The sequence below is a fragment of the Lacinutrix sp. MedPE-SW genome (genome assembly GCF_001874145.1).
Classification (GTDB): domain Bacteria; phylum Bacteroidota; class Bacteroidia; order Flavobacteriales; family Flavobacteriaceae; genus Lacinutrix.
The window spans coordinates 36,187-58,022 of record NZ_MPCX01000011.1; the positions used below are offsets into that span (position 1 = coordinate 36,187).

At 30.3% G+C, this 21,836-nt stretch carries 21 protein-coding genes; 9 read left to right on the forward strand and 12 right to left on the reverse strand.

Annotated elements, in window-relative coordinates:
* Positions 1 to 166: 166 nt before the first annotated feature.
* Positions 167 to 1,189 carry an SRPBCC family protein gene (locus BM549_RS10860; protein WP_290470296.1) on the forward strand — a complete coding sequence of 341 codons (1,023 nt, stop codon included), beginning with the start codon at positions 167 to 169 and terminating at the stop codon, positions 1,187 to 1,189.
* Between the two features lie 69 nt (positions 1,190 to 1,258).
* Here the strand turns inward: BM549_RS10860 and BM549_RS10865 are convergent, their stop codons facing one another.
* The gene (locus BM549_RS10865; RefSeq protein WP_290470297.1) at positions 1,259 to 3,337 is read right to left on the reverse strand and encodes a hypothetical protein; all 2,079 of its coding nucleotides are present in this window, start codon (positions 3,335 to 3,337) and stop codon (positions 1,259 to 1,261) included.
* A 220-nt stretch (positions 3,338 to 3,557) separates the two neighbouring features.
* Here BM549_RS10865 and crcB point away from each other — a divergent pair, with 220 nt between their 5' ends.
* The gene (gene crcB, locus BM549_RS10870; RefSeq protein WP_290470298.1) at positions 3,558 to 3,929 is read left to right on the forward strand and encodes a fluoride efflux transporter CrcB; all 372 of its coding nucleotides are present in this window, start codon (positions 3,558 to 3,560) and stop codon (positions 3,927 to 3,929) included.
* On the opposite strand, the gene BM549_RS10875 is transcribed toward crcB, so the two are convergent.
* Positions 3,926 to 4,528: a DUF1684 domain-containing protein gene (locus BM549_RS10875; protein ID WP_290470299.1), complete on the reverse strand. Its 603-nt coding sequence runs from the start codon at positions 4,526 to 4,528 to the stop codon at positions 3,926 to 3,928. The two genes, crcB and BM549_RS10875, sit on opposite strands and share 4 nt — an antisense overlap.
* A 271-nt stretch (positions 4,529 to 4,799) precedes the next feature.
* On the opposite strand from BM549_RS10875, the gene BM549_RS10880 reads away from it, so the two are divergent.
* Positions 4,800 to 6,038 (forward strand): MFS transporter, encoded by a 1,239-nt coding sequence (locus tag BM549_RS10880; protein WP_290470300.1) that lies wholly within the window; start codon positions 4,800 to 4,802, stop codon positions 6,036 to 6,038.
* Positions 6,007 to 6,381, forward strand: a complete 375-nt coding sequence (locus BM549_RS10885) for a VOC family protein (protein ID WP_290470301.1) — start codon at positions 6,007 to 6,009, stop codon at positions 6,379 to 6,381. Before BM549_RS10880 ends, BM549_RS10885 begins: the two co-directional genes overlap by 32 nt.
* Here BM549_RS10885 and BM549_RS10890 read toward each other — a convergent pair.
* Positions 6,378 to 8,312 (reverse strand): CocE/NonD family hydrolase, encoded by a 1,935-nt coding sequence (locus tag BM549_RS10890; RefSeq protein ID WP_290470302.1) that lies wholly within the window; start codon positions 8,310 to 8,312, stop codon positions 6,378 to 6,380. The two genes, BM549_RS10885 and BM549_RS10890, sit on opposite strands and share 4 nt — an antisense overlap.
* Positions 8,313 to 8,373: 61 nt before the next feature.
* On the opposite strand from BM549_RS10890, the gene BM549_RS10895 reads away from it, so the two are divergent.
* The gene (locus tag BM549_RS10895; protein ID WP_290470364.1) at positions 8,374 to 9,138 is read left to right on the forward strand and encodes a DJ-1/PfpI family protein; all 765 of its coding nucleotides are present in this window, start codon (positions 8,374 to 8,376) and stop codon (positions 9,136 to 9,138) included.
* Here BM549_RS10895 and BM549_RS10900 read toward each other — a convergent pair.
* The 4 genes from BM549_RS10900 to BM549_RS10915 form a co-directional block, all read right to left on the reverse strand.
* Positions 9,135 to 9,605: an RES domain-containing protein gene (locus tag BM549_RS10900; RefSeq protein ID WP_290470303.1), complete on the reverse strand. Its 471-nt coding sequence runs from the start codon at positions 9,603 to 9,605 to the stop codon at positions 9,135 to 9,137. The two genes, BM549_RS10895 and BM549_RS10900, sit on opposite strands and share 4 nt — an antisense overlap.
* Positions 9,606 to 9,607: 2 nt before the next feature.
* Positions 9,608 to 10,111 carry an antitoxin Xre-like helix-turn-helix domain-containing protein gene (locus tag BM549_RS10905; protein WP_290470304.1) on the reverse strand — a complete coding sequence of 168 codons (504 nt, stop codon included), beginning with the start codon at positions 10,109 to 10,111 and terminating at the stop codon, positions 9,608 to 9,610.
* Positions 10,112 to 10,176: 65 nt separating this feature from the next.
* On the reverse strand, positions 10,177 to 10,716 hold the full coding sequence (locus tag BM549_RS10910; protein ID WP_290470305.1) for a sigma-70 family RNA polymerase sigma factor: 540 nt from the start codon (positions 10,714 to 10,716) through the stop codon (positions 10,177 to 10,179).
* A 234-nt stretch (positions 10,717 to 10,950) separates the two neighbouring features.
* A complete protein-coding gene (locus BM549_RS10915; protein WP_013868910.1) occupies positions 10,951 to 11,391 on the reverse strand; it encodes an Lrp/AsnC family transcriptional regulator in 441 nt (146 codons plus the stop codon).
* A gap of 118 nt (positions 11,392 to 11,509) precedes the next feature.
* Between BM549_RS10915 and BM549_RS10920 the strand changes: the two genes are divergently transcribed.
* Positions 11,510 to 11,905 carry a hypothetical protein gene (locus tag BM549_RS10920; protein ID WP_290470306.1) on the forward strand — a complete coding sequence of 132 codons (396 nt, stop codon included), beginning with the start codon at positions 11,510 to 11,512 and terminating at the stop codon, positions 11,903 to 11,905.
* Between the two features lie 157 nt (positions 11,906 to 12,062).
* Here BM549_RS10920 and BM549_RS10925 read toward each other — a convergent pair whose 3' ends face one another.
* Positions 12,063 to 15,476 carry a methylmalonyl-CoA mutase family protein gene (locus BM549_RS10925; RefSeq protein WP_290470307.1) on the reverse strand — a complete coding sequence of 1,138 codons (3,414 nt, stop codon included), beginning with the start codon at positions 15,474 to 15,476 and terminating at the stop codon, positions 12,063 to 12,065.
* A 147-nt stretch (positions 15,477 to 15,623) separates the two neighbouring features.
* Between BM549_RS10925 and purU the strand changes: the two genes are divergently transcribed.
* From purU to BM549_RS10940, 3 genes are all read left to right on the forward strand, one after another.
* The gene (purU, locus tag BM549_RS10930) at positions 15,624 to 16,472 is read left to right on the forward strand and encodes a formyltetrahydrofolate deformylase (RefSeq protein ID WP_290470308.1); all 849 of its coding nucleotides are present in this window, start codon (positions 15,624 to 15,626) and stop codon (positions 16,470 to 16,472) included.
* A gap of 116 nt (positions 16,473 to 16,588) precedes the next feature.
* A complete protein-coding gene (locus tag BM549_RS10935) occupies positions 16,589 to 17,293 on the forward strand; it encodes a DUF4197 domain-containing protein (RefSeq protein ID WP_290470309.1) in 705 nt (234 codons plus the stop codon).
* Between the two features lie 250 nt (positions 17,294 to 17,543).
* Positions 17,544 to 17,741 (forward strand): Lacal_2735 family protein, encoded by a 198-nt coding sequence (locus BM549_RS10940; RefSeq protein WP_290470310.1) that lies wholly within the window; start codon positions 17,544 to 17,546, stop codon positions 17,739 to 17,741.
* Here the strand turns inward: BM549_RS10940 and BM549_RS10945 are convergent.
* From BM549_RS10945 to BM549_RS10960, 4 genes are all read right to left on the reverse strand, one after another.
* Entirely contained in the window at positions 17,724 to 18,515 is a 792-nt protein-coding gene (locus BM549_RS10945; protein ID WP_290470311.1) for an ABC transporter substrate-binding protein, read from the reverse strand. The genes BM549_RS10940 and BM549_RS10945 overlap by 18 nt on opposite strands.
* Before the next feature lie 27 nt (positions 18,516 to 18,542).
* Positions 18,543 to 19,358 carry an orotidine-5'-phosphate decarboxylase gene (gene pyrF, locus BM549_RS10950; RefSeq protein WP_290470312.1) on the reverse strand — a complete coding sequence of 272 codons (816 nt, stop codon included), beginning with the start codon at positions 19,356 to 19,358 and terminating at the stop codon, positions 18,543 to 18,545.
* Positions 19,359 to 19,403: 45 nt separating this feature from the next.
* Positions 19,404 to 20,480 (reverse strand): peptide chain release factor 1, encoded by a 1,077-nt coding sequence (gene prfA, locus BM549_RS10955; RefSeq protein WP_013868918.1) that lies wholly within the window; start codon positions 20,478 to 20,480, stop codon positions 19,404 to 19,406.
* Positions 20,481 to 20,880: 400 nt separating this feature from the next.
* Positions 20,881 to 21,834: a DUF3078 domain-containing protein gene (locus BM549_RS10960; RefSeq protein ID WP_290470313.1), complete on the reverse strand. Its 954-nt coding sequence runs from the start codon at positions 21,832 to 21,834 to the stop codon at positions 20,881 to 20,883.
* Between the last annotated feature and the right edge of the window lie 2 nt (positions 21,835 to 21,836).

Genomic DNA, 21,836 nt, shown 5'->3' on the forward strand with positions numbered 1-21,836 from the left:
TTTTAGCCTTTGTAGGATTTATTGGATTAATAGCTGCTATAAAATTTCTATTATAAAATTATTTTAGTCAAACTTCTATTTTAAAGACATTGTAGTTATTTTTTTTGCATTACTCAAATGCACATAAAATTTACTAACTTTGACTAACCAACTAACTAATAGATTTATGAAAGCACTAAAATACATTTTCTTTTTACTACTTATTTTAATTATTGGCTTTGCCATATATATTGCAGTACAGCCTAACGATTTTTCTGTATCTAGAACAAGAACTATAAATGCTCCTGCCAAAGTTCTTTTTGAAAAAGTAAATGATTTTAAAACTTGGAAATCTTGGTCTTCATGGGTTGAAAAAAATCCAGATATGAAAATCACCCTATCAAATAAAACATCTGGTGTTGGTGCTAAATACACTTGGGAAGATAGTGATGGAATTGGCACAATGAAAACTATAGAAACAAACCCAAATAAATCTATAGATCAAGTTATGCAATTTGAAGATTTCCCACCATCTCAAGTAGATTGGGAGTTTAAACCTAATAACGATGGCTCAACTAACGTAACTTGGAATATTGCCGGAAAAGACTTACCATTTAGTTTTAAAGCTTTTGCAGCAATTATGGGCGGTATGGAAAAGCAAATTGGTCCAGAATACGAGAGAAGCCTTGAAAAACTAGACAGCCTTGTATTATTAGATATGAAAAAATATAGTATTGTAGTAGATAAGCAAACTACACAACACAGTGGTGGTTTTTATATTTACAATACTACTGCAACAACATTTGAAGATTTCCAGTCTAAAATGGCGACAATGTTTCCTCAAGTAATAGAATATGCTAATAAAAATAATATAACTATGGCTGGTGCGCCATATGTTTTATATCACAAATGGGATAAAGAGAATAATGCGGTAATATTTTCTTGTTGTGTTCCAACAACTTCAAGAGTAATTACTACCAGTGACACTATTTTAACAGGCCAATTAGAGCCATTTAAAGCTGTAAAAACCACATTAAATGGCAGTTACGATAATTTAGAGGAAGCTTGGCTAAAGGCTAATCAAGCTATAACTAATAGTGGTTTAAAAAAGGATGAAAATGGTCCTGCTGTAGAAGCCTATTTAAACTCACCAATGAATACACCAAATCCAGCAAATTTAAAAACGGAAATATATATTGCTGTAAAATAACAACAGTACACATTTTTAATAAAAAAAAGCAGTTCTAAATTTAGAACTGCTTTTTATTTTTTTTTAAAATTAATTTTCTTTTAAGCATATTGTTTTTGGCAAGTGCCTACCGTCGTGCATTTCTCTACTATGAATTACGGTTCTTGGTTTTGCAAAAATAGTAATAACACCACAGTTTTTTGTTGTAGATGCTGTGAAATTAAATGTACCTGAAAACTCTGTTTCAGTAGGATCTGCTGGAATTACGTGTTCTAAAATACTAACACCAGTCTCGTTTATAGATGTACTTAAACGATAATATTCTATATGACTTTCAGAAACTGAAAAATTACCACTTATTGGCAATCCTTTTATAAAGTGGGAGCAATCTCCGTAATTAGTAATATTTAATTCTAAATCTGGACTACTATTGTCCATTTGAATAACCTTACTTGACGATGTCCCATCTGCATGCTCAATAGTAACCCTTAATAAATCGTTAGTTTTTGGATAAAACTTAGCTACTGCATTTAAAGAATTATTTGAAGCATCTCCATAATAAGTATATTCTTTAGTTATTGGGTTAGCATGAGAAACATTAAAAATATTGTCCATGACAAAAGAATTATCAACATAATAACTATTACCTGTATTTAAATTATCTACTCGTATTTTATAACGTTGACCATTAAATTTATTAGTTTTTGCTTCTACTATAATTAAACCACCAAAAGCACTTCTATTAGTAACCTCTAAACCTGTAAATCTAAAATGCGCATTTGGCATTGTTAATCCGTTAGCATTTATCCAGTTTACATCTACTCCTCCAATAGCAACTATTTCTGGGCCATTTCCTACAGAAGGTGCTTCTGGTTGTATTTGCACATAAGATTCTAATATGTTTCCCCAACGAGAACACTCCATCCCTTGTGGCTCAACATTCCAAGATAAAATAGCTTTTACTTTTAATACTTGTGGGTTTTCGCATTCTTGCTTTAAACCATCGAATTTATAAGGTAGTACTGCAGAGTAAAAAAGTCCCTTTTCTGGCACTTCTGGAATATCATATACATTTACATATGTTGTTCCTGCATGTATCCATTCACAATTATCTTCTGTTTGTATCCAAAAAGAAACATATTCTTTACTTCCGTCTGTACATAAGCCGCCATTATACCCAGAAGACTTGTTAAGTTTAAACGTACCTATTAATGCTTGCCTGTTATAATCTGCTCCAACGCACACTAATTCTTCATATTCTGTATCGCAGTTTATAGTGTTTAGCTCTACTAAACTGTCTGAAAGATTCCAATTATTTACCTCAAAAATATTTGAGATATTATTTAGCTCTAGTTTATTTGGAGCTTTTATAACAGTTTGTAGCTCCTTAATTCCAAAACGGTGTGGTTTAATTTTTTTATTATTGTATAAAGCAGAAAGATCTGAAAAATTAAGCGCCTTTGGTTTAGCTGCTGCCTTAGCCTTTTTAATTGCCAAAAGTTTTTCGGGCTTATTTAATGTTAATTGATTTAAAGATAAATCTGGATTTAAAATAACCGAATTTAAAATATCATCAACTTCTAAAATTGGAAAATCTGGAAAAAAGAATTTATACGGTTCTATTTGAATTTGAACATCTTTGGTATCACTCCATATGTAAGTTCCACTTTCTAAATCTGGATCATTAGGTTCTGGAACAGAATTCCAAGATAAAACAGCTCTTACTAATGGCAAGTTTGGTACAGAACAAAATTTTCTTTTAGATTCTATATCTAATCTTGCGACATAAGTAATTGGTTTTTCGTCTTGATTATTACAGTCTTTTTCTGTAGGAATATCATGTACATTAACACCAACAACTCCCATATCTTCCCAACCATCACCATCTTGATAATCTATATAAAACCTAACATATTCATAAGATCCATTTTCACAAAGCGAACCAGAATAACCACTAGATTTCTTAATATTTATAGTTGCTGTTAACTGTTGCTTTTCCGAATTATAGCCAATACAACCTAACGACTCGAATGTGGTATTCATTTTTTGAGTAAAAAAATCTAAAGATGTTTTTAATTTAAGTTTAGAAAGATGTTTTCCTCCTAAAGACAAAAATGGTTTAAACTCTTGTCTAGCAACTAATAGTTGCTTTTCGTTTAATGTTTTCATAATAAATAAAATTAAATAGCGCACTTACTCTATTTTGGCTTTTCAGTTTCCGCCAAACATCTAATAGCTTAAAATAAGTTTACCATTAGAGTACACTACTTAATACATTTATAGTAAAATAGTTAACACGGTATGTGTTAAAATTTAAATCTTAAAAAATTTTATATTCTATAAAGAGATTAGAAAAAAATAGATAATATTGCATTACATTATTTTAAAAATGAAAAACTTAGTTCTAGTATTTGTTGGTGGTGGTTTAGGAAGTGTTTTAAGATACATTATTGGTAAGTACCTTAACAGTACAGAAAATGGTGTGCCTTATGGTACTTTTACAGCTAATATTTTAGGTAGTTTGCTAATAGGAATTATTTTAGGTTTAGCACTTAAAAACAATTCCTTAACACAAAACCATACTTTGTTATTAGCAACAGGATTTTGCGGTGGTTTTACAACTTTCTCTACTTTTGCTTACGAAAACCATATGTTTTTAAAATCTGGTGATTTTGTAAGTTTTGCTATTTATACTATTGCAAGTTTTGTTATAGGATTTTTAGCTGTTTTTGGAGGTATGTTTTTAGCTAAAATATTTTAGTGTTTATTATAATCTTTAACACCTGCTTCTACTCTAACATTTATATAATTTTCTCTTGGTACAACAGGACATGAAAATTTTTCGTTATAAGCACAATATGGATTATAAGCTTTATTAAAATCTATAACCACAGTGTTACCTGTTGGTGTTTTTAAATTAATATAACGACCACCACCATAGCTTCCATCTCCATTTGTATCGTCTAGAAAGGATAAAAACATACTTTCATCTTTCTCTGTATCTTCTTTTAATTCTATATTTTGATATAAATTTAATTTATGATCTAAACCTTTTAAGGAAAAGGTTAATTCGCCATATTTAACATATAGTGGTGTTCTATTAGTTGTTGTTTTCATTTTAAAAGTTTTCTCATTTGGAGTACGTTTAAAATTTGCAGTAACAATATAAGTTGAATCAAATTTAAAAAATTCAAGACCTTCAAAAGTTTTTCTGTCTTTTTGCGATAGTGGAGATTTAGTAGCATCTTTAAAATCTGCATTTAACTTACGCTGGTATGCTGTTTCACCTTTTAACGGTGTTTTTTGAGCACAACTTACTGTTGAAATTACACATAATAGTAACCAAAAAAACTTCTTCATTTTCATTTTTTATTTAATTCAAAAATACAACTTTAAAATATTTTGTTTAGCTTTGGGTAATTAAAACATAGAAATACATGCGTTGCGTCATTAAAAATTATAAACAAATCACCACTTATAGACCTATAAGGAGGACTTGTTATATTATATAATGATGTAAATATCAAATAATACAATATTAAAAGTCCAACTCTATAGTTGGACTTTTTTATTTTACATATAAAATATCCAATAAATGATTTAAAAACAATATCTAAAACCAACCAATCCAATGAAAATGCTATTCAATAATTACTTAAACACTTTTAAAGGCCTCTCCAAAGAAGTATGGTGGCTTGCATTAATTACATTAATTAATCGTGCCGGTACAATGGTTATTCCTTTTCTTTCTATTTATTTAACCGAAGATCTAAATCTCTCGTTAGAAAAGGTTGCTTGGGTAATGACCTGTTTTGGTTTAGGCTCTGTAATTGGTACTTGGTTGGGAGGCAAATTAACAGATACTATAGGCTTTTACAAAGTTATGGTTGTAAGCCTTTTTTCTACTGGTATTTTATTTATTGCCGTACAATTTTTAAAAACTTTTGAGTCTTTTTGTTTGGGTATATTTCTACTAATGGTTGTTGCAGATACATTTAGACCAGCCATGTTTGTTGCTATGAGTACTTATAGTAAACCAAAAAATAAAACTAGAAGTGTAACCTTAATTAGGCTTGCTATAAATTTAGGCTTCTCTGCCGGACCTGCAGTTGGTGGCTTAATAATTTCGGGAATAGGCTATTCGGGACTTTTTTGGGTAGATGGCTTAACTTGTATAGCAGCTACACTACTACTAATTAAAGTATTAAACCCGAAAAAGGCAATTGTACAAGATGAAATAAAAATAGAGAATCCAGAATCTGCCTACAAGAACAAAGGCTTTATTATTTTCTTTTTTGCAATGCTTGTTTTTGCTGTTATATTCTTTCAATATTTTTCGGCAATGCCTTTATATTACAAAGATGTACATTTATTAAATACTGTAGAAATAGGTTTACTTTTAGGTGCTAATGGTTTTTTTATATTTTTATTTGAAATGCCTTTAATTAGCTGGCTAGAAAAAACGAAATACAACAAAGTAAGTCTAGTATTATTTGGAGCCTTTTTAACAGGCTTAAGCTTTATTGTTTTAAATATTACAGCATGGTCTGGAATATTAATAATTGGTATGTTTTTAATGACCGTTGGTGAAATGATTGCTTTTCCTTTTTCAAACTCTTATGTTATGGATCTTGCAAAAAAAGGAAACCAAGGTGAGTATATGGCTATGTATATTATGTCTTTCTCTATTGCAAGTGTATTTGGTTTTAATGCAGGATTGCAAATAGTATCTGGTATTGGTTTTAATAGCACGTGGTTAGTAATGACAGCGCTTGCAGGAATTTGCATTTTACTTTTATTTGTATTAAAATTATATATGAAGAAAAAAATTAATAGTAATGAACTTAAACCAAGTTACAATAGCCACTGAAAACACAAGACAACTAGTATCTTTTTATAAAAAATTAGGTTTAAAATTAATTGTAGATGCTTTGCCTCGCTATGCTAGGCTGGAATGTCCAGATGGTGAGGCTACTTTATCTATAAGCTTTACAGATGATATTTTATTAAGGAACAACACCACGCTTTATTTTGAAAACCAAGAGCTTGATACTGTCGTTAAAACGCTTCAAAATAAAGGCATTACATTTAACCAATTACCAAAAAATGAGTCTTGGTTATGGCGCGAAGCCAAACTCCAAGACCCAGATGGTAATAATATTATTCTTTTTAAAGCTGGTGAAAATCGTAAAAATCCACCATGGCGTATTTAATTAGCTAAAATTGAAAATTCAATATTAGAAGCATTAAATACTGTATGTGTTTGGTTTTTAAAATCGCTTTCTTTGGCTTTATAAATATTTGGTACAAATGTTTGCGGATTTAAATCAATAAGTGGAAACCAAGTACTTTGAACTTGTATTTGCAATTTATGTCCTGCTTTTATTGTATGAAAAACATCTTGTAATTTAATAGTTACATCTGTAGTTTTATTTGGCACAAAAGGTTCTGGTTTTTCAAAGCTATTTCTAAAACGACCACGCATAACTTCACTTCTAACCATCATATGGTAATTACTAAGTTTTAAGTGATCTTGCATACCTTCTTCTTGCTCTTCAATGTCTCCAGGATGTACATCTATAACTTTAACAATCCAATCTGCATCTGTTCCTGTTGTTGCTACTTTTAAATTTGCTAAAATATCTCCTGCTAAAGTTAAATCTTTCTCTAATGCTTCAGTTTCAAAAACTAATACATCTGGTCGTCTAGCAGCAAAACGTTGATCGTCTGTCATATACTTTCTTGGTGTAAATACCGTTTTTATATCTTCAGAATATGGTACAGGACGTTTTAAATCACTAATAAAAACCTCTTTAGTATTTCCCTTTTTTGTTGTTGCTAATTCCTGATTAGCATTTAAATACATTTTCTGTTTAGTAACGTTTTCTGGTGGCCAAGCGTTAAAACTACTCCAATCTTTTTTTCCAGAATCAAAAACATAAGCTTCTGGTAATCCTGTATTTTTATCGCCACTTCCTTTTAAAAAGTGATTAAAAAACTTTGTTTCTACTTGTTTTTGGTAGTTAAGAGATATTGAATCTCCAAAGAAATAATTACCCACATAATTTTTTTCATCACTTCTAGCCCAACGTCCATGATCCCAAGGTCCAAACACAATAGTATTGTAAGCTTCAGGATTATTTTTTTCAATAGCTTTATAGGTTTCTAATGGTCCATACAAATCTTCTGCATCAAAAAAACCACCAACTATCATAGTCGCTACAGTAGGTTTAGAATGTTTTAAATTTTGAATAAGTCCTTTTGGTTTCCAAATACTATCGTAATTTGGATGCTCTATAATTTCTTTCCAAAACACATCATCAATTCTATCTGTTTTAGAAACAGATTTATCATCGGGAGTTTCATATTGAAAATAGCTATTTAAATTACTAAGTGGTCCAGCATCTAAAAAAAACTGATACTGATCTTGTGTTGGTAAATTTGGTAATTTATACCATGCAGAATCTGTAGGTTTATTTTTTGTAGTTCCAAAAAGAGAAACGGCTCTAAAATAGCTTAATAAAAATGCGCCATTATGATGAAAATCGTCGAAAAAGAAATCACCAATACACGCTTGTGGCGATGCTGCTTTTAATGCTGGATGCGCATCTATAGTTGAATATGTTGCATAAAAACCTGGATAGCTAATTCCCCAAGTACCAACGCGGCCATTATTATTTTCTACATTGTTTACAAGCCAATCTATAGTATCGTAAGTATCTGATGATTCGTCTACATCATTATTATCTTTTTTATTAGGAATGTAAGCTCGCATATTATCGTAAACACCTTCACTCATCCAACGGCCACGAACATCTTGATAAACAATAATGTTTCCTTCTTTCATTAAATGTACATTTGGACCTATTTTTTCTTTAAATTTATTTTCTCCATATGGTTTACTACTATATGGCGTACGCATCATTATTATTGGGTATTCCTTACTTGTGTCTTTTGGAGAATAAATGGTTGTGTGCAACTTTATACCATCTCGCATGGCGATATCCACTTCTTTTTTGGTATAATTATCTTGTACATACGTATCTGTTTCTTGAGTAACAGTTGTTGTTGTTGTTTTTAAATCTTTTTTACAGGACGTAAAAAGAATTAAAAGCGCAAAAGTGATTTTAAAAATGTGTTTCATTAAAGTAATTGATTGTTTAGATTGACTAAATTTACAAAAACAATTTCTCTCTATGATTAATATGAAAAATATAGGCTTCCTTTTTTTAATTTTAACACTATTTGGATGTAATTCTAATAAAAAAAGCACTGTCGCACCTCCTAGTATTACCAGTGAAAAACAAATTGAAGAAAAACAATTCCCTAAATTAGAGCCTAACCGTTATAATGTTGCATTTTTAATAATGGATGGTACTTTTAATACAGAACTAACTGCGCCTTTCGATATTTTTCAACATACCATATTTAGAGAAAATATTAAGGCCATGAATGTTTTTACTGTTGCAAATACAGATAAACCTATTACTACTTTTGAAGGCATGCGTATTACTCCAGATTTTAACTATGTACAAGATAGCTTACCTAAAATAGATATATTGGTTGTACCTAGTGCTGAACATCATTTAGATACAGACCTAGAAGATAAAGTAATGATTGATTTTGTTAAAAAAATTGATAAAGAAGCTACTTTTATAACATCGCATTGTGATGGAGCTTTTGTATTGGCAAAAGCGGGACTATTAAATAATGTTACTTCAACAACTTTCCCTAGTGATATTGATAAAATGCGAGAAATGTTTCCTAAACTAGATATTAAAAAAGAGGTGTTATTTGTTCATGATGGTAAATACATTACCTCTGCTGGTGGTGCAAAAAGTTTTGAAGCTGCACTATATTTATGCGAATATCTTTACGGAAAAGAAATTGCACAATCCCTCGCTGGTGGTTTAGTAATAGACTGGAATCTTAATAATGTACCACATTTAATTATTGAAAAAAATCTTTAAAGTTTTGTAGAATCCAACAAACGACTATCGATATCTAAATCTGAAATTTTAATAATCTTTAATTTACCTATGTCTTTATGCTTTGGGTTTACTAAAATATTATTTGCTATTGGCAGTATAGCACAAGGTACTTTTAATGCTAATTTTTTATTTTCTTTTAAAAAGTTATTTCCAAGATTTATAGTACTGCTTTTTGGTGGGTTATCTCTCCAATCGCTATTTAAATCTTTTATTTTTAGACTTTTATTAACCAAGGTCTCTGGAATTTCCACTTCCATATAACCAAAATCGTTAGATAAATATTTAAAATCAAGGTGCACTAAAACCTCTAAAAGACTTGTAGATAAACTGTCTGAGAAATATAACATAGCCATACCTTTTTTATTCCAACGGCCACCATATAACCTAGAACCTTCACCAGATAAATCTTCTAAATATTGCTTTTTAGCTATTCTAAAACCTCGCATAATTAAGAGTAAACACCAAATTCTATACGGCCTAAAACATCTAAAATTAATGCAGTACCAAAACTGGTATCTAGCAAACTAATAGGTTTATTATAGTTTAAAACACGAATATCACTGTGCAACCAAGATGTGAAGTTATCTAGTGTTCCTAAAACTTCTATACCGCGTGAAACAACTTGAGCAATTTCTAGTATTTGCTCTGTACTGTAAACATTTAATAAATCACTATCACTTTTACGTTGAATTGTACGGTGCGAAACATGTATTAAATCACTCATGTGCTCCATAGAAATACCTAATAATTTACTAAGCGTTAAAACCGTAGATTTTGGCAATCCTTTTCTAGTAATTTGAATAAGATCAAAATCGCTGTTTATATCTTGAGAGATATTTGCACTACCTCCCAAAACACTTATAATTCTATCGTATTTGTTATCTAAGCCATAAAAAGTTTCTGGCTCATTTGCTAAGTTTTGAATACTAGATTCTTGTTTGTAAGGTTTCATGATTACGACATTTGACACAAATATAATTAATTTTGTCGTGATTTTAAAGTTTTACACTAAGTTTTTTAATTACAAATTTTACAATCTTCTTTTTCTTGTATTTCTCCAACCAATACACCATTATCATTCTCAACAAAACCACAACAATCCATAAAACCTTGTGCAACCATTTTTCGGGCGCGTTGTATTTGAGATTTTACGGTTGGCAGAGTAAGTTGTAATTGTTTCGCAATATCTGCTTGCTTTAATCCTTTAATATCTGAAAGAAACAATGGTTCTCTATACTTTTTAGGTAAGCTTTTTAAAATGCCATGTAAGCATTCTTTTTCTGTGTGAGTAGATTGTTTTATTTGCGTTTGAGTTTCAAAATTTGCAATCTCAAACGTTTTATTATTTGTTTTAAAATAATCTAGTACTGAATATCTTGCAATAGAAAATAACCAAGATTTTAGTTTAGAAACGTCTTGCAGAGTATTTAACTTAGTATGAATTTTTATAAACACATCCTGCAATATATCATCTGCTACCGCATCATTTTTTACTTTACTAAAAATAAAACGTTTTAAATCCTTAGCGTATGTTTGCCAAATTTGTTTTGTTGTCATAACCAAAATATTAAGTCGGTTTTACATAGAGTAAATTACATAAAACCAACTTTTAATTAACACTTACAATTTACGCAAGTACAATTCTCGCATGTACAAGATTTACAATTGCCTTTTTTACAAGATTCACAGTTACAGTTACATTCTATATTTTTCATAATTATTATTATTTAGTGTTTATATAATAGACTAAAAATTATGTAAAAAGATGCAAAAAAACTTTACAAATTTTAGTTAAACTCTTTTAACAGGATTATTTTTTACTACATGAGATAAAACAATTTGAGTTTTAACCTCTCCATAAACAATTAATTGATCTATAAATGATTCTAAATGTTTTTGATGTTTTAATACAACTTCCATTACAATATTTTCGTTACCAGTAATTCTATAACAATTTGTAACCTCATCATAAGTTTTTACTTTTTCTAAAAAGGGCTTTAACATGCCCATAAATGCTCTTAAGTTAATAATAGCTTTAAATTGATAACCAACAGCTATAGAAGAAACCATTGTATTATAGCTTTGTATAACTCCGGCATCTTCCATTTTTTTTATACGCTCTGAAACTGCTGGAGAGGATATGCCTACTTGTCTACCAATTTCGGCATTAGATTGTCTCGCTTGCTTTTGCAAACAATTTAAAATTTTCCAATTTAAATTATCAATAGTCATGTTTAAACTTTTTAAGCAAATATATTTAAAAATTAAAGCAAATAGTTATTTTTACATTAATATCTAAATCCAACTTTTTAAACTTGTTATTAAATTTGATAAAAATTGAAAAAGAAAAATGTATTACAATCTTCCACCACATGTACCTAAATCGCCTATATATCAAAAGGCTCTGGATATATTTGCCTTATCGCAAAATATTTCTATTTATTTAAGAGACGATTTATCTTACTTAAAAAATAATGGAGAAGAAGACGAAAACATTTATGTTTCTGGTGACATTGTACAGCAATCTGTTTCTTTAGGTTCTGAAATTATAAAAGTGGAGTTAGAACATTGTAAAGAAAAAAAACACAAACAACTTTATAGTTTAAGAAGATTAACAAACAGGTTGTACCGAAATTGTATTAAACTAGAAAAATGCAATAGTAACGGAAAAGACTATCTTCCCATATTAAGAAAAGAATTAAAAATTTTTAAAAAGCTTCAAAGCCATTGGGCTTTAACATTGTAACTATTTAACCAACCACCATTATTAAAAAAGCACTTAATTTAAATAAATTAAGTGCTTTTTATTTTTATAACAACTAATCGTTTTCTAAAGTCCCAAATAAATATAGTATAAGCAATTCATGTACTTTTTTGGAAAAAGCAAAAAAGTGTTTCTCTACTTACATATTTCGGCGATACTGACCACCAACTTCAAATAACGCTGAAGTTATTTCACCTAAACTACATACTTTACAAACATCCATTAAGGCTTCAAAAATATTTTCGTTATTAATGGCTTTGTGCTGTAAGTCTTTAAGCATCGCTTTAGTATCATTTGCTTTATGTAAATTCTCTAAAGTTTTTATCTGGAATTGCTTCTCTTCTTCTGTTGCTCTAATGACTTCCGCAGGAATTACCGTTGGCGAACCTTTAGAACTTAAAAATGTATTTACACCTACAATTGGGAACTTTCCGTTGTGTTTTAATGTTTCGTAGTATAAACTCTCTTCTTGTATTTTACTACGTTGGTACATGGTTTCCATTGCACCTAAAACGCCACCACGTTCTGTTATTCTATCAAACTCTTGTAAAACTGCTTCTTCAACTAAATCAGTTAATTCTTCAATAATAAAAGAGCCTTGTATTGGATTTTCATTTTTATTTAATCCTAATTCTTTATTTATAATTAACTGAATAGCCATTGCACGTCTAACCGATTCTTCAGTTGGTGTGGTAATGGCTTCGTCATACGCGTTAGTGTGTAATGAGTTACAATTATCGTAAATAGCATATAAGGCTTGAAGCGTTGTACGAATGTCGTTAAAATCTATTTCTTGAGCATGTAAGCTTCGTCCAGAAGTTTGAATATGGTATTTAAGCATTTGTGCTCTTGCATTAGCTCCATATTTATGTTTCATGGCTTTTGCCCAAATTTTTCTGGCAACACGACCAATTACTGCGTATTCTGGATCAATTCCGTTAGAGAAAAAGAACGATAAGTTTGGTCCAAATTTATTAATATCCATACCACGACTTAAATAATATTCCACATAAGTGAAACCGTTAGATAAGGTCAATGCTAATTGTGTAATTGGGTTGGCTCCAGCTTCTGCAATATGATATCCAGAAATAGAAACCGAATAGAAATTTCGCACATTATTCTCTATAAAATATTCTTGTACATCTCCCATTAATCGCAATGCGAATTCGGTAGAAAAAATACAAGTGTTTTGTGCTTGATCTTCTTTTAAAATATCTGCCTGAACTGTTCCTCTTACTTGTGCAATGGTATTCTTTTTAATTTCTGCATACACATCTGCTGGCAAGACTTGGTCTCCAGTAACACCTAAAAGCATTAATCCTAAACCGTTATTTCCTTCTGGTAAATCGCCGTTATAAGTAGGACGCTCTTTGCCTTTATAAAGTTTTGCGATTTTTGCTTCAACTTCTTTTTCTAGACCATTTTCTTTAATGTAAATCTCACATTGTTGGTCTATGGCAGCATTCATAAAGAAACCTAATAACATAGGCGCAGGACCATTAATAGTCATACTTACCGATGTCATGACGTTTGCTAAATCGAAACCAGAATATAATTTTTTAGCATCGTCTAAACAGCAAATAGAAACACCAGCATTACCAATTTTACCGTAAATATCTGGACGTAAATCTGGGTCGTTACCATAAAGTGTCACACTATCAAAAGCGGTAGATAAACGTTTTGCCGGTAAACCTGCACTTACGTAATGAAAACGTCTGTTTGTACGCTCTGGTCCACCTTCACCAGCAAACATACGTGCTGGATCTTCACCTGTACGTTTAAATGGATATAATCCCGAAGTATATGGAAATTCTCCTGGCACATTTTCTTGTAAGGTCCAACGTAATAAATCTCCCCAAGCTTGGTACTTTGGTAAAGCTACACGAGGAATTTGTAAGTGAGATAATGACTCAGAGTGTGTTTCAATTTTAATCTCTTTATCTCTTACTTTAAAGCTATATATTGGATTTTTATATTTATTTACCTTTTCATCCCAACCGGTAATGACTTCCCAATTGTATGGGTCTAAGTTTAATTTAACACGATCGAATTCGGCAATAAGCAATTTTACAAAATCTTTATTGTCTTCTTTTATTTCAAAAGAATTTGAAGCAATTCCAGCTTTATCTAATTCTGGAGTTACTTCTAATACAGATTCTATAGTTTTATAAATTCCGTATAATTTTTGAGCAACTTCAACTTGTGTTTTAGCTGTTTTATCATAAGCACGATTATTTTCAGCTATTTCAGATAAATAACGTGTTCTACTTGGCGGAATTACAAAAATCTTCTCACTCATTTCATCAGAAATATGGAACGTAGATTTTAAGTCTGAATCTGCCTTTTCAACCAACTTATCCATAATCGCTTTGTACAGCGTATTCATTCCTGGATCGTTAAATTGCGAAGCTATTGTACCATAAACAGGTAATTCTTCTTGTGGTGTATCCCAAAGGTTATTGTTACGCATGTATTGTTTTTTTACATCACGTAAGGCATCTAAAGATCCACGTTTATCAAATTTATTAATGGCTACTAGATCTGCAAAATCTAGCATATCAATTTTTTCTAATTGTGTTGCAGCACCAAATTCTGGTGTCATAACATAAAGAGAAACATCAGAATGTTCTATAATTTCAGTATCCGATTGTCCAATTCCAGACGTTTCTAAAATAATTAAATCATATTCGGCAGCTTTTAAAACCTCAACCGCTTCATTAACATATTTAGATAGCGCTAAGTTAGATTGACGTGTTGCCAAACTACGCATATATACTCTTGGAGAATTGATAGCATTCATACGAATACGATCTCCTAAAAGTGCTCCTCCAGTTTTTCTTTTTGATGGGTCTACAGAGACTAAACCAATTGTTTTTTCTGGAAAATCTATTAAAAAACGACGAACCAACTCGTCAACCAAACTAGATTTTCCTGCGCCTCCCGTTCCTGTAATTCCTAAAACTGGTGTTTTAGAATTTTTATTTTTTAAATGTATTTTATCTAAAGTATCTTTTGCAACTTCTGGAAAGTTCTCGGCAGAAGATATAACTCTGGCAATGGCTTTTGGGTTTTTAGTTGCAAGTGCATCTATTTCATTATTTAAAGTATCACCAATGGCAAAATCTGATTGTTCTACCAAATCGTTAATCATACCTTGTAATCCCATGGCGCGACCATCATCTGGAGAATAAATTCGTGCAATACCATAATCCATTAACTCCTCAATTTCTGAAGGCAAAATTACGCCGCCGCCGCCGCCAAATATTTTAATATGTTCTGCTCCTCTTTCTTTTAAAAGGTCGTACATATATTTAAAATACTCATTATGCCCACCTTGATAAGAGGTTAAGCAAATTGCATTAGCATCTTCTTGAATAGCAGTATTTACAACCTCGTCCACGCTTCTATCATGGCCTAAATGTATAACTTCTACTCCTGTAGATTGGATAATACGACGCATTATATTTATTGATGCATCATGCCCATCAAATAATGCTGCAGCTGTTACTATTCTAACTTTATATTTTGGATTGTAAGGTGCTTTTTGTTCCATTACTAATTTTAAGTGTGATTAAGGCTTGCAATTTACGGAATATTCAAAAAAATCGTTACCAAAATCATAATTATCTAATACTACTATGCGGTATTATATTTAAAACTTTTTTGCATTACCTTAGTTATACTATTAATAATCAACATAATGAATAAAATTACACTACAAATACATTGCAAAGACCAAACTGGCATAATAGCCTCTGTTACTAATTTTATTGCCAATAATAATGGAAACATAGTATACATAGACCAACATGTTGATAGAGAACAAGATATTTTCTGTATGCGATTAGAAAGTGAGTTTAAAGCTTTTTCAATGGCAAGTTTTAAATCAAATTTCACCAATGTATTAGCTGAAAGGTTTAACATGAAATGGCGAATTTATGATGTTGAAGACAAACCAAAAATGGCACTATTTGTTTCTAAATACGACCATTGCTTGTATGATTTATTAGGAAGATATAATTCTGGAGAATTGTTTGTAGATATTCCTTTTATAATTAGTAATCATAATAATTTAAAACCTATTGCTGAAAGCTTTAATATTCCTTTTTATTATATTCCTGTCACAAAAGACACTAAAGCTGAAGCTGAAGCACAACAACTTAAACTTTGTAAAGAGCATGGTATTAATTTTATTGTTTTAGCACGTTACATGCAAATTGTAACAAATACATTAATTAATGAATACCCAAATAAAATTATTAATATTCATCATTCTTTTTTACCTGCATTTGTAGGAGCAAAACCTTATCATTCTGCCTATAAACGCGGTGTTAAAATTATTGGAGCAACAAGCCATTATGTAACTACAGACTTGGATGCAGGACCAATTATTGCACAAGATGTAGCAAGCGTTTCGCATACACACGCAATAGAAGATTTAATTACTAAAGGTCGTGATCTTGAAAAAATAGTATTAGCCACTGCAATAAAACACCACATAAACCGAAAAGTTATGGTGTTTAATAATAAAACAATTATTTTTTCATAGAAAGCATTCTATATGTAATACCATTTTTTATTTAAAGAATAGTTAACGTAATGCACAAGTTTTGAGTTAAAATCTCATCTTAAGAATGAGTATATTTACACCATAAATTATAGGACATGAAAAAATTATTGACTTTTATTATTATTTTAAATTTTACAGCTTGTGCAGAATTACAAGATGTTGTTAACCAATTACCACAAGTAAATGGAGGATTATCTCAAGTGGATATTGGTAACGGATTACGACAAGCGTTAGATTTAGGTATAGATAAACAAGTAACTAAACTAACACAAAAAGATGGCTTTTTTAAAAATGAATTAGTAAAAATTTTATTACCAGAAGAGTTACAAAAAGTAGATAAAGCTTTACGTGATATAGGCTTAAGTAATTTGGCAGACGAAGGTTTAAAAGTTTTAAATCGTGCAGCAGAAGATGCTGTTGGTGAAGCAACACCTATTTTTATTGATGCTGTAAAAGGTATTACTTTTAACGATGCTAAAAATATTTTACTTGGTGATAACGATGCTGTAACACAGTATTTAAGTAATAGAACAGAAAGTGCTTTATATGCTAAATTTAATCCTGTAATAAAAAACAGTTTTGCAAAAGTTGGTGCAGACCAAATTTGGGCTAATTTAATAAACAAATATAACGCGATACCGTTTACAAATAATGTAAACCCAGATTTAACAGACTATGTTACAGGAGAAGCTTTAAAAGGTGTTTATAAAATGATTGCTGTTGAAGAGCTTGAAATTAGAGAAAAAGTTTCATCTAGAACTACAGATTTATTACGTAAAGTTTTTGCCTTGCAAGATTAATATAAGTAGCACATTTAGTAATAGTTAGATAATATTAATGTAACATTAAAACTTAGGCTTTTATATACATTTGTATCTCAAGTTATTCATCTCGTATTTCTTGAGTTAGTTAGTTTATTATAGTTTAAAAAACCAATCTTATTAATATTATAAGATTGGTTTTTTTATATGTTTCTACAAAATTATCGTTTTGCAACTTGCTTATTATCAATATTTAATGTATTTTTAATGAAAGAAATCTCCCAAAGCTATGACAAGAAAAAACCTATTAAAATCACATCAACAAAAACTTAACAAGCGCTATAAGCAATTAGTTGAACAAGCGTATAATTTAAGAGAAACAGATCATGCTCTTAGTGATGACTCTGAGTTTAAAGCTATGAAATTATTGCACAAACTAAATCAAATACGGTTTTTAGCTCGAGATAACTCACAACCTATTTCTTAAGGTTTTAAAATAATCGAATGCTTTAATTAATCTTGAACCATACCAAGAAAAGTACTCGCCATCAACAAAAATTGTTTTTGCATGGTGAGACACACGGCCAACTTCAAACGCATGCTCGTCTTTAAATGGATAAGGTTCACTAGATAACATTACAATTTCAAGATCTCCTTCTAATCTTATCTTTTTTAATTCTATTTCAGGATAACGTTCACGGGTTTTATAGATGTTTTCAAAATTATTTAATTCTAATAAATAATTTATAAAAGTGTTATTAGCTGCAACCATCCATGGTTTTCTCCAAATAAAATAAGCAACCTTAAGTGTTGGTTTATTTTTTATAAAAGCCTTAAAATCGTTTAAATTAAAATTTATTTTATCTATTATTTTAGAGGCGTTTGTTCGCTTATTAAATAATTCTCCATATTGAGTTATTAACTCTAAACAATCTGATATATTAAAAATATCTGATACATGTGTTGCACAAATTGTTTTACATGCATCTACTATTTCTTTTGTGTTTTCTTCTTTATTACAAAGTATAATATCTGGATTCAAAGCTTTTATAACTTCAATTTTAATATTTTTTGTTCCGCCTACTTTTTGCTTTGTACTTTTTGCATGAAATGGATGCACACAAAATTTAGTGATACCAACAATAGAGTCTTCTAAACCTAAATCATAAAGTAATTCTGTTTGAGACGGCACTAAAGAAATTATACGTTTAGGTGTCCTTTTTAAAGTTACAGTATTTCCTATTTGATCTCTAATTTCCACAAATTGTAATGGGCTTAAGTTTGTAAATTATTTGTTTAAAATAATTTGCATTTGCTTTTGTAATTCTTCTGCTTTAATAGCGGCAACAGTAGCAAAATTTTCATCTTTTGAAGCATAAATAATACCTCTCGAGGAGTTTATTAACAAACCAATAGTATCTGTCATACCATACTTACAAACGTCTTGTAAATTTCCGCCTTGAGCACCAACTCCTGGAACTAATAAAAAGCTGTCTGGAATTATTTTTCTAATCTCTGAAAAATATTCTGCCTTTGTTGCGCCAACAACATACATTAGGTTTTCTGAATTTTTCCACGATTTTGAAGTTTCTAAAACTTGTTTATACAACTCTTTGCCATCTACCGTTTTTGTTTGAAAATCGAATGCGCCTTGATTAGACGTTAAAGCTAACATAATGGTATGCTTATTTTTAAAAGCAAGAAAAGGTTCTACAGAATCTTTTCCCATATATGGAGCCACTGTAACACTATCGAAAGCTAAATCTTCGAAAAATGCTTTAGCATACATAGTACTTGTGTTTCCTATGTCTCCACGTTTTGCATCTGCTATTGTAAAAATTTCTGGAAAATTTTTATTTAGATAGTTTATAGTTTTCTCTAAAGATTTCCAGCCTTTTAATCCATAAGCTTCATAAAATGCTGTATTAGGTTTATAGGCAACACATAAATGGTGTGTAGCGTCTATTATAGCTTTATTAAACTCAAAAATTGGGTCTTCTAAATTTAATAAGTGTTGTGGTATTTTATTTAAGTCTACATCTAACCCAATACAAAGGAATGAGTTCTTTTTATTTATTTGAGTTACAAGTTGTTTTGTAGTCATGGTAAATTAATAATAAAAAAAGCCTCTAAAAAAGAGGCTTAAATTTTACATTATATCGCTGTTTGCCTTTAATTTTTCGGTGTTTTCGGCAAGCATTAATTCGTCTATAATTTTTTGAATGTCTCCATTTACAATATTAGATAAATCGTAAAGTGTTAAACCTATTCTATGATCTGTTACACGACCTTGCGGATAGTTGTAGGTTCTAATTTTTGCACTTCGGTCTCCAGATGTTACCATGGTACCACGTAATGCAGCATCTTCCTCCATTTTTTTGGCAAGCTCTAAATCGTATAAACGAGAACGTAATACTTTAAATGCTTTTTCTTTATTTTTATGTTGCGATTTTTGATCTTGACATTGTGCAACTAATCCTGTTGGTTCGTGTGTTAAACGTACTGCAGAATAGGTTGTATTTACAGATTGTCCTCCTGGTCCTGATGAACAGAAGTAATCTATACGAACATCTTTAGGGTCTATTTCTACATCAAACTCTTCGGCTTCAGGAAATACCATTACAGTTGCTGCACTTGTATGAACACGACCTTGCGTTTCGGTTTGTGGAACACGTTGTACACGGTGAACACCTGCTTCAAATTTTAAAGTTCCATAAACATCGTCTCCAGATACTTCAAATTGAATTTCTTTAAAACCACCATTTGTACCTTCACTATAATCTACAGTATCTACTCTCCATCCTTTGCTCTCACAGTATTTTGTATACATTCTATAAAGATCTCCTGCAAAAATACTAGCTTCATCTCCACCTGTACCAGCTCTTAATTCTACTACTGCATTTTTAGCATCTTGAGGATCTTTTGGTATTAATAATACTTTTATTTCTTCTTCAAGTTCTGGAATTGCTGTTTTAGCTTCATCGTATTGCATTTTAGCCATTTCTACCATTTCTGGATCACTACCATCTGCAATTATCTCTTCAGCCTCAGCTAAATTATTTGTAAATTCTAAATATAACTCACGCTTATCCATTAACAAGCGTAAATCTTTATATTCTCTATTTAATTCTACATAGCGTTTTTGATCTGTTATAATATCTGGTTGAATGATTAAATCACTCACCTCATCAAAACGCTGTTTTACTATTTGTAATTTCTCTAGCATCTATCTCTTTAAATTGTAAAAACAAAAATACGATAATTTATCAATTAGTGGCTGATAATGTACAGATTCCGTTTTTTGAAAAATATTATATAATATTTTGCGTTGTTTAATATATGCTAAACCAATTTCGCGCTATATTATTTTATTATAAACCACTTGCTATGTGGTCTTTTCTAGTTACCATAATACTTACTATTTATACTCCTGAAATAATAAGTGCTTTATTAACTAAGTTGTTTTTAATTATTATTTTTTGGTTGATGATTAATGATAAAAGTATGAGAAAAAAAATTGGGTTTTATAAAATGGTTGGTGTCTCTAATTTTAAACTACTTACTGTTTTGTATTTAATAGACTGTTTTATTACTTGTGGTTTTTTATTGCTTATTAAGGGCTTTATTTAAAATGCCATTATTACACCAACACCAAGCGCTTGTTTCCATTGCACTTTTGCTCCTTTTTCTTCAAACTCATCTTCAACATCTGTTTCTACAAGAGTTTTAATATCGTCATCATATTTTAAATGAGATCCTAAAGTCGCTTTTACATAATCGTTTACTTTAAAATCGAATACCAATTCCCAGTCTACATCTACATTACCAAAGCTATTAAAATAATCTGTATACAAACTTAATTGATTTCTTAAATGAATATTGTCGAATAGTTCTGTTTCATAGTTGTTTGTAACTAACACACCCATTTCTGTTCTTACATTTTCTCCTTTTTTAATTCTATTACCAAGTTCGTCATATATAGCAGGTTCTACTCCAAAAGAGCCTGCATCTGCTAAAGTTTGGTCTAAAACATAAGTTCCTTTATATGTTAACGGCGAAAAGTAAAATGCTAATTTTTCTATATTTTTTCCGTACTCAATTCCAACTCCTAAAAACATATAACCAGGTGCCATAAAACGTGAAATAGGATTAGCTCTATCTGGGTAATTGTAACCGTTTGAAAATTGTGTTTTAAAATTAAATTTACCTGAATAATACCAATTTGTAAGTGTATCTTTTCTATAACCAATTGTAGAACTAAGTTCTAATTCATCTTCGGTTTTTCTTAGCTTTTGGTTTTCTTGTTTATTTACTCCGTAACGCGTTCTGGCAACACTTTTCCAAATTAAATTGTCGCGTTTATAACGCAAGCTTGAATGTAAATTAAATAGTGCTGAAATAGAATTACTTCCTCCTGCACTCCAATTTACAAAGGTTACTTCGTTTATATCTAAACCTGCTTTATTCTCTTGTAGCCATTTAATTGTATCTTGAACTTTAACTACTGAATCTTGATTTACTTCTTGTGCTTTTACGTTGTTAATTGCTAATAGTGCAATAATTAATAAACAAATTCTCATTA

Bases quoted from the DNA above. Each gene is read 5' to 3' on its own strand.
- crcB (WP_290470298.1), top strand. From the start codon at position 3,558: ATGAAAAACTTAGTTCTAGTATTTGTTGGTGGTGGTTTAGGAAGTGTT.
- pyrF (WP_290470312.1), bottom strand. From the start codon at position 19,358: ATGACTACAAAACAACTTGTAACTCAAATAAATAAAAAGAACTCATTC.
- BM549_RS10905 (WP_290470304.1), bottom strand. From the start codon at position 10,111: ATGAAACCTTACAAACAAGAATCTAGTATTCAAAACTTAGCAAATGAG.
- purU (WP_290470308.1), top strand. From the start codon at position 15,624: ATGAATAAAATTACACTACAAATACATTGCAAAGACCAAACTGGCATA.
- BM549_RS10960 (WP_290470313.1), bottom strand. From the start codon at position 21,834: ATGAGAATTTGTTTATTAATTATTGCACTATTAGCAATTAACAACGTA.
- BM549_RS10860 (WP_290470296.1), top strand. From the start codon at position 167: ATGAAAGCACTAAAATACATTTTCTTTTTACTACTTATTTTAATTATT.
- BM549_RS10925 (WP_290470307.1), bottom strand. From the start codon at position 15,476: ATGGAACAAAAAGCACCTTACAATCCAAAATATAAAGTTAGAATAGTA.
- BM549_RS10900 (WP_290470303.1), bottom strand. From the start codon at position 9,605: ATGCGAGGTTTTAGAATAGCTAAAAAGCAATATTTAGAAGATTTATCT.
- BM549_RS10875 (WP_290470299.1), bottom strand. From the start codon at position 4,528: ATGAAGAAGTTTTTTTGGTTACTATTATGTGTAATTTCAACAGTAAGT.
- BM549_RS10940 (WP_290470310.1), top strand. From the start codon at position 17,544: ATGACAAGAAAAAACCTATTAAAATCACATCAACAAAAACTTAACAAG.
- BM549_RS10890 (WP_290470302.1), bottom strand. From the start codon at position 8,312: ATGAAACACATTTTTAAAATCACTTTTGCGCTTTTAATTCTTTTTACG.
- BM549_RS10895 (WP_290470364.1), top strand. From the start codon at position 8,374: ATGAAAAATATAGGCTTCCTTTTTTTAATTTTAACACTATTTGGATGT.
- BM549_RS10880 (WP_290470300.1), top strand. From the start codon at position 4,800: ATGAAAATGCTATTCAATAATTACTTAAACACTTTTAAAGGCCTCTCC.
- BM549_RS10865 (WP_290470297.1), bottom strand. From the start codon at position 3,337: ATGAAAACATTAAACGAAAAGCAACTATTAGTTGCTAGACAAGAGTTT.
- BM549_RS10935 (WP_290470309.1), top strand. From the start codon at position 16,589: ATGAAAAAATTATTGACTTTTATTATTATTTTAAATTTTACAGCTTGT.
- BM549_RS10920 (WP_290470306.1), top strand. From the start codon at position 11,510: ATGTATTACAATCTTCCACCACATGTACCTAAATCGCCTATATATCAA.
- BM549_RS10885 (WP_290470301.1), top strand. From the start codon at position 6,007: ATGAACTTAAACCAAGTTACAATAGCCACTGAAAACACAAGACAACTA.
- prfA (WP_013868918.1), bottom strand. From the start codon at position 20,480: ATGCTAGAGAAATTACAAATAGTAAAACAGCGTTTTGATGAGGTGAGT.
- BM549_RS10910 (WP_290470305.1), bottom strand. From the start codon at position 10,716: ATGACAACAAAACAAATTTGGCAAACATACGCTAAGGATTTAAAACGT.
- BM549_RS10915 (WP_013868910.1), bottom strand. From the start codon at position 11,391: ATGACTATTGATAATTTAAATTGGAAAATTTTAAATTGTTTGCAAAAG.